This is a genomic window from Acinetobacter sp. UNC436CL71CviS28 (assembly GCF_000620525.1).
Taxonomy (GTDB): Bacteria; Pseudomonadota; Gammaproteobacteria; order Pseudomonadales; family Moraxellaceae; genus Acinetobacter; species Acinetobacter radioresistens.
The window spans coordinates 1-7,923 of the sequence record NZ_JIBB01000061.1; the positions used below are offsets into that span (position 1 = coordinate 1).

Consider the following 7,923-nt stretch of genomic DNA (forward strand, 5'->3'; position numbering starts at 1 on the left):
TGACCGTGGACGCGAGATGTCAGAACATAAAATACTCGAAGAAGATTTAGGCATAGATGTATATTTCTGTGACCCACATTCACCTTGGCAAAAAGGCACATGCGAAAATATGAATGGTTTAATTAGGCAATATTTACCTAAAGGGATTGATTTAAATCAGGCAGATCAGCATTATTTAAATCAAGTTGCCATGTCACTGAATACTCGTCCTAGAAAGGCGTTAGATTGGCTTACACCATTAGAGAAATTTGCTCAGCTTGTTGATTATCATATGGCTTTTGAAACTGTCGCACCTCATGTTTGAATTCGCCCGGTATAGGATCAATCCTCCCATCCAATCCAATTCCTAATACAGGAGCACTCCTAGCTTCAAAATGAAGGTGAGCGCCATTAGGAATTGTTGTCATTCCCTTTGCATTGCCTGTTGCACCAGTCTTCCCTATTATATCTCCAGTCTCTACTACAGGATCTTCTAAATTCACATTAATATCTGACAAATGTGCGTAAAAGAAGTAGATATATTGTTTTTTTGCAAGCTTGCTTTGAGCATATTTTTTTTGTTTTTCAGCTAGATCATTGAGGTCAACTTTTAAGACAATAACTTTACCATATGCACCACCAGAATCTTGAGCAACAACAATTACTCCACCACATACAGCGTATATTTGTGTGCCGGGATTAGCCTGTAAATCAACACCCTGATGATTCTTGGTTCCATTATTTCTCACTTTACCAAAGGTAGCTCCTTTAGCATTTGCTAATCCTGCTATTCTTAATTTACATTTTAGTAAAGGATCATGCCATCCCTCATCCCCGCCAACAGTCTTTCCATCGTTTTTAACTTGAGATTTATTGCTTTCACTCTCTGGTACTGATTGTTGAGTATTAGTAGTTTTTGAAGTTACTTTTTGATCTTTAGGAATAGGTGCTGGTATTGACTGTCCATTTAATAGCTTAATAGTTTCTTCCATGCTTAAGTTTATTTTAGAGGTCTTACTCATATCAACAACATAATTATAAATGTCAATATGCCCGTCAATATAATTTCTTAGCCACGCTCCATAAGCCGCTTTTGCATCTCCTTTATACCTTTTTAAGAATTCTTCAGCCTGTTTAGCACCATTTTTACCAAATTGAATAAACAATAGTTTCTTAGCCCGCTCGGGGCTTAGAGTATTTAAGACGAAATTTTTTCCTCCTGAAGCTCCCTCATGGTGTAATAAGTAAGCAAATTTTGCCATTGAACTTGGCTCAGTTAAATTCTGATAAGGAAGACCAGAAGATTTAAAATTACTAACAGCATACGCAGCAGCAGCATCAATTGCCATTTCTGCATTAAACCTCAAATTTAATTTTTGCTCTTTAGTTAATTTTGGATTATTTTTTACATATTGCCCAACTAACGAACTGCTATCATTGCACATAGCGAGCCATGTGCCATCTAAGAATTGAGTTAACCCTGCAGCAGAACTAGAATTCGCTTTACTATTAATATTCCACTCCCCTGTTCTTTTTATTTTTGCCGCTTCAGCATCAATAACAGCTGCTAATGAATGTGCGGTAAAACCATGTCGCTTAGCAGCGCTCACAATATAAGCTCTATATTTATTATTAACTGGCTTTAGTAAAAAATTATCTTCTGTAAATTGTGTAGCAATTATGTGTGTACTATTACCAGCATCAGTTCGTTTCTGCTCCTGTCTTTCTTCAGGTAATTGATTTCTTTCTTTAGATGGTACTCTTTGGAGCTGATGAGGATTTTTTGTACTCGATAGACTTTCAAACGTTGAAGAGACTCCATCGACTATAGGCTTTCCCACCCTTTTTAAATTATTTTTAATTTCAGATATAGTCTCGTTAAGTAAGCCTTCTTTTACATAATGTGATCCTTCAACTTTAATTTTTCTTGAAGTTAATTTTAAGACTTTTCGCCCCAAAGGAAGCATTTTATGGTCAGCAATTAAATCAAAGCTGCCATTTATATTTTTGAAGAATACTTTTAGCCCTTTAGAATGGTCTTCTATTCCTATATCATCAAAAATACCATTAATCGTATTTTTTACTACCCTTTTTCCATCAAATTCTAGTTGAATTGTAGCCTTTAATATTGGTTTAAAAGAAAGATCCATTAAGACTATTTTTAATTGGGTTTCAAATTTATGGCTAATACCAGAGTCTTCTTTTAAATGAATTTTTTGTCCTACTTTTAAGCTATGAATCATTCTGCCTGATAATGAGTTAATTCTCGCAAGCTCTTTTACTGTAATATGATGTTTTTTTGAGATTCCCCAAAGAGTATCACCAGATTTAACTATATAAACTTTTGACATATAGAATTACCTATTGTTCTAAATCTTTTTTTTCAGCTTGTAAACCATGTTCACCAATTTCAAATTCATCGTCATTTTCTTCTTCGTATTTATCCTCATCGTCAAAGATACTTGACCATTCATCAAAACCAATCAATGCTTCGTATCGTTTTGATTCTTCTTGCACTGATAAGTTGCTTTTCCCTATTGAATCCGTTACCCCTTCCCAAATAATTTCTTTCTTATCTGGTTCATACATCTGTATTTTTGCATTTCCTATCCCCGTACCTGCTAAACTTGAAAATAAGAAATCAACAGCATATAGCCCTATTTTTGGTAATTCAGGTACCTCATATGAAACTTTAGCTCCACCAGTAAATAAATGCTGCCCAGCCTTACTCTCAAACTTACCGCCTGTGGTTGAAAACACACCGTTGGCATTGATCTTCAGCTGAGAGCCACCTGCTGTCAGGACAATCTCTTTAGGACTGGTGATTTCAATCTTTTCCTCAGTAGAAATCAGTTTAATGACCTTCTTGGCAATCGCCTCAATCGCATCGTCTTGTGCTTGTAGCTCGAGCTTCCCTTTTGCTGCATAAGCGCGGAGCCCATTTTGTGCAGCAAACAGGCTGATTTTGTCCTGTGCATGTCCAATAATATTCTTCTGCGCACTCAGGTTAATTGAACCACTGGCACTCTCGGCAATATCCTGAGAGGCCTGCAAAACAATATTTTCAGGTGTCGTTAAAGCAATACCATTTGGTGAAGCTAATAACATCAATGCCTGTCTAAAAATTTTGCCCTGCTCTTGCTGTTTAGTGTCGGGACTACTTTCTAAACCTTGGGTATAGCCTTCCATAAAGCCTTGTAACGAACTCAATGCTTTAGAAGGAGTGATTTGCAGCTTGCTACCTTTACTAAAGGTTCCACATACGCTCATTAGGTCAAAGTCTTTCATATCTACATTTGCCAAGACTTTTCCCACTTCTTTAATACTTTCAAATGGGTTCTGCTGAATCTGGTCTTTAATACTGGCAAGCTTGCCTTTTACAATATCAGCACCATGCTCCTCAACATTTTCAATAAACTCTTTTAAGTTCTCCACTGCATCTTTAGCATCAGTAAAAAATGTATTGAATTCATCTATAACCCCTTTTACATCACCGCCTAAAGAACCTATTTCTTCAATAAACCCGCCACAATCTTTTAGTGCATGGATTGGATCATTGTTCATGCTTTCTTTAAATAAGTTGAGTGTACTGTTTAACGCCTGCCCTGTAGTTTTTAGTTCAAGTGACTGGATAAGTTTTGGTAAGCGGTTAATCACATTTAATGCATCAGTCTGCTGTTTGGTAGCAATTTCGCTTAGCATCTTCATGCTTTCATAGCCTTCCGACAGTAAAGACTGGGCTTGTGTAGCTTCCAGATGGTCAGCTATGGCTTGTTCCTGTGGATAGGTACTGATTAGCATTCCTTTACCAGCACGTAATGCTCCCCAAGCATCGGTTCTAAGTTCAAAACCTTCACCTCGGCTATTGCTAACCGCTTTGTCTTTAGGATGACTAAGATTTCCCAAATTCAGTTGTGTCGCTGCATGGCTACTTTGTAGCTGGGTACTAATCTGACCCGTGGTATCGTCAAATCGTAGTTGGTTAAAACCACTACCATTAACTTCCTGACTACGAATACCACTAAGTTTTTTGGTATCAGGTAGTTGCCCCTTAATATCGAAACGGGTCGGATAACGCTCTGCCTCATGAATACGCCCTATAATAAATGGGCGATCTACATTGCCGTCAAAAAAATCGATCACCACCAATTCACCAATGCGAGGTAAAAAGCGGGCCCCATATCCCTCTCCCGCCCATGGTGTGAGTACATCTACCCAGGCTGAGTCAGTATCATTATTATTACTGCCGGCTCCTCCATCATGGCTATGGTCATCTACCCTAGTAAACAGAAACCGGACTTTAATACGGCCCCACTGGTCTACATGAATACTTTCGCCTTCTGGCCCGACGACACGAGCACGTTGTGGATAGGCAGGTGGACGATGGACCAGCGGCTGGTATTCAGGAACAACTTTTACCTGACGGCGTATCAGGACCAGTTCATTGGCCTGTCGCTCATCGTTTGAAGATAACCAGTCTTTAATACTGATCAAGAGGTCAATCTGGCTTTGTATATCTTTAGGTAAATTGTTCTGGTTATAAAAGGTTTTTTCATAAATCAGGAACTGTTTGTCAGCTCCAGTATGCTGGTCAATTTCAGGATGCCCATTTAACTCAAACCAGTAACCGATCTGTGCATCCCGTACACTACTGCTTGCCTTAAAATATTTAGCCTGACTATCTTGGTACTGGTTAAAGATAGAATTCAGCTTCTCTACCTGTGCTGAACCTGAAACGGTTGACTGGTCTGCACCATTCAGGTCACCAATCCATGCTGGACTGGTTGACCAGGCCTGTTCAAGACTCAGACTTTCATTGGTATATTGTTCGCTGTGCTGATGTGTACTTAGTACCGAACCGTTCCCTTCATCCTGACTTAAACTATCTGCCTGCCAGCGTTGTACATGGGTAGCCGTTGACTGAAGATTACGGTAGGCCGTCAGATTGGTGATACTGTCAAAACGCTCAGTCGCATGACTACGATGAAAATTTATCAGGCCACGTTTAAGCGCTGTATAATGCACGTTGTCATCAATCAAACGTAATTTCTGTGGCTGAATTTCCTGTAACGGGTGTGCAACCAGATAGCTTTGCTCATCGACCAGCCAGTTAATGCCCTCGCTACGCCACAAACGGGTTATAAACTCATAATCAGTCTCGTTGGCCTGCATTACAAAAGGGCGTACGTCATAGTTTTGGGACAGACCACTTAAATCCAGACTCAAACTAGCTGTAAATAATGGACTTTTGGCTTGCCATTCCTTGAATAGAATTTCACTGATTTCAGGCACACTCTTATTCATAAACACCCGACTGTTGCGACGTTTATGCCAGAGAACAGTGCCATCTTCCAAGACAAGTTTATAAACGCTGAGCGCTCCATCACTTTGACCTTGACTGGCTTGGGTAATGATGCCCGAATTGCGGCTGAGTTGCCCGGTATCAGTCACTTGGTCAACTGCTACCTGACAACCAATAAATTGCTTTAACGGAAGATGTGCATTGGTTGAGAGGCAAATTAATTCTATCTTTAAACCATGATTGATACGATGCTGCCCATCAATACGTTGCAGAAAAACCTGCTGATTAAGTTCAGGAAGAGAAAACTGGACATGCAGGGCCCGTTTTAATGCGCCTAGCCCCATCTGCTCAAAAAGAGAATAAATATTCTTCAGCATGGTTGCCTTCTTTTTAATTATTGATGTTATAAATTGGGCGCATTTTAATGCAAGATCGTTGTAATCTTCCAGCTTTGGGGTTAAAGTCTTTTTTATTGAATAATAAAAAAGGAGCCAAAGCTCCTTGAATTTACTTAAAGTTAAAAAGGAATTCGTTTATAGCGACGATATTCTGGTTTCCAGAAGTTCTCTTCAATACACTTCTGTAAGAGCTCATCATTAATGAGAGGAGCAACTTCAGCTTCCATAGCTGCTTTCGCAACTTTAAAAGCAATGATTTTAGAGACCTTTTGAATCTCATCAATACTCGGCAATAAGTCTGCCTCTGGATCAATTAACATAGGTGAACAATCTGCCAAGGCATTACTCGAAGCCATAAGCATGCTATCTGTAATCCGGGTGGCGCCACAGGCAATTACACCTAAACCAATACCTGGAAAAATATATGAGTTATTACACTGGGAAATCTCATAAATTTTGCCATGATAATTGACCGGTGCAAACGGGCTACCGGTTGCAATTAAAGCTTTCCCCTCCGTCCACTGGATAATATCGGCGGGTACAGCCTCAACCTGAGAAGTCGGATTAGAAAGTGGCATTACAATTGGACGTTCACAATGCGCATGCATAGTTTTAATAATTTCTTCAGTAAATAGTCCGGGCTGCCCAGATACTCCAATCAATACACTTGGCTGAGCATTTCTGACTACATCCAGTAGAGAGATAACTTCACCCATATCAGCCCAGTCGGCAATGACATCTGCACGCTGCGCCAGTTTACGCTGGAAATCCCGCAGGTTTGGCTGGTTTTCAGTAATCAGGCCAAAACGGTCGACCATATAAACACGTGCTCGTGCTTCGATATCAGTTAAACCTTCCGCAACCATTTGTGCCACAATCTGCTCAGCAATACCGCAACCGGCTGAGCCTGCACCCAGGAATGCCACAACCTGATCTTTAAGCTGCTTGCCAGCAGCACGGCTGGCTGCTATCAGGCTTCCTACCGATACTGCTGCAGTTCCTTGAATATCGTCATTAAAACAGCAGATTTTGTTGCGATAAGTCTGCAATATTGGCATTGCATTATTCTGGGCAAAATCTTCAAACTGAATTAAGGCTTTTGGCCAGCGGCGTTTAATGGCATTAATCACCTGATCAATAAAAGCATAATACTCATCACCAGTAATACGTGGCTGTCGCCATCCCATATAAATCGGGTCATTTAAGAGTTGCTGGTTATTGGTTCCCACATCAATGGTAATAGGCAAGGTATAAGCCGGGCTGATTCCGCCACATGCGGTATATAAAGAGAGCTTGCCAATAGGAATCCCCATTCCGCCAATACCCTGATCTCCTAAGCCCAGAATACGTTCGCCATCTGTAATAACGATAACTTTTACATTCTTTTTGCTGACATTCTGCAAGATGTCATCAATATGTTCACGGTCCGGATAAGAAATAAAAATTCCTCGGTGTCGACGATATATGTCAGAAAAACGCTGACAGGCCTCACCCACTGTCGGTGTATAAATTATCGGCATCATCTCACTTAGATGATTCTCGATCAGGTGGTAAAACAAGGTTTCATTAGTGTCTTGGATATTTCGTAAATAAATATGCTTATTGATTGCATCATTAAAAGAAGAGTACTGTTGATAGGAGCGCTGGCTCTGCTCTTCGATACTTTCAATAATATGCGGAATTAAACCGTGCAGATTAAATGTACTGCGTTCTTCTTCGGTAAAGGCAGAACCTTTGTTTAATAGCGGGAGTTCTAATAGGGTGTAGCCAGCATAAGGAATATATAATGGATGCTTGCTTTGCTCTGTGGTCATTTATCTCATACCTATAGACTTGGTCCAGATTGACTAAAATGTAAGGATCTGTCCAGTCTTCAACTTTCATTCACTTGATTTAACCCTTAGCTTAAGCGTTTTTTCTCTGTACACGACAAAAATAGATAACTCATTGAAATAATGTCATAATAATTGTTTTCTAACGACGAATACTATGACACATCTCAATGAGTTATATCTTATCTTAAACAAATATCTAAAATGGAACAAGTCACATTTAAAGTGCTTTGCGCTCATCATGCTTGTGATTATTTTAAAGCAAACATGTAATCTTTCTTCTGCATCTAAAGCCTTGCCCATCAAGTGCTTACCACAATCATTTTATCGACGTATGCAGCGCTTCTTTGCAGGTCAGTATTTTGATTATCGTCAAATTTCTCAGTTGATTTTCAATATGTTTTCATTCGAC

4 protein-coding genes and 1 pseudogene are annotated in these 7,923 nt (G+C 39.6%); 2 read left to right on the forward strand and 3 right to left on the reverse strand.

From position 1 onward, the window contains the following. Nucleotides 1-304, forward strand: a 304-nt coding sequence (locus N518_RS16450) for an IS30 family transposase (RefSeq protein ID WP_034594185.1), incomplete at its 5' end; no start/stop codon positions are given. Here the strand turns inward: N518_RS16450 and N518_RS16455 are convergent. The 3 genes from N518_RS16455 to N518_RS0114595 all read right to left on the reverse strand — a co-directional run bounded on the left by N518_RS16455 (nt 231) and on the right by N518_RS0114595 (nt 7,493). Further along, nucleotides 231-2,330 (reverse strand): peptidoglycan DD-metalloendopeptidase family protein, encoded by a 2,100-nt coding sequence (locus tag N518_RS16455; protein WP_228133348.1) that lies wholly within the window; start codon nt 2,328-2,330, stop codon nt 231-233. The two genes, N518_RS16450 and N518_RS16455, sit on opposite strands and share 74 nt — an antisense overlap. 10 nt (nt 2,331-2,340) lie before the next feature. Beyond that, nucleotides 2,341-5,658, reverse strand: a complete 3,318-nt coding sequence (locus N518_RS0114590; protein WP_005023690.1) for a type VI secretion system Vgr family protein — start codon at nt 5,656-5,658, stop codon at nt 2,341-2,343. 140 nt (nt 5,659-5,798) lie between these two features. Continuing rightward, nucleotides 5,799-7,493: an NAD-dependent malic enzyme gene (locus N518_RS0114595; protein WP_005023691.1), complete on the reverse strand. Its 1,695-nt coding sequence runs from the start codon at nt 7,491-7,493 to the stop codon at nt 5,799-5,801. 175 nt (nt 7,494-7,668) lie between these two features. On the opposite strand from N518_RS0114595, the pseudogene N518_RS16940 reads away from it, so the two are divergent. Next, nucleotides 7,669-7,923: pseudogene (locus N518_RS16940) on the forward strand (IS4 family transposase); the annotation flags it as partial.

Bases quoted from the DNA above. Each gene is read 5' to 3' on its own strand.
- N518_RS16455 (WP_228133348.1), bottom strand. From the start codon at position 2,330: ATGTCAAAAGTTTATATAGTTAAATCTGGTGATACTCTTTGGGGAATC.
- N518_RS0114590 (WP_005023690.1), bottom strand. From the start codon at position 5,658: ATGCTGAAGAATATTTATTCTCTTTTTGAGCAGATGGGGCTAGGCGCA.
- N518_RS0114595 (WP_005023691.1), bottom strand. From the start codon at position 7,493: ATGACCACAGAGCAAAGCAAGCATCCATTATATATTCCTTATGCTGGC.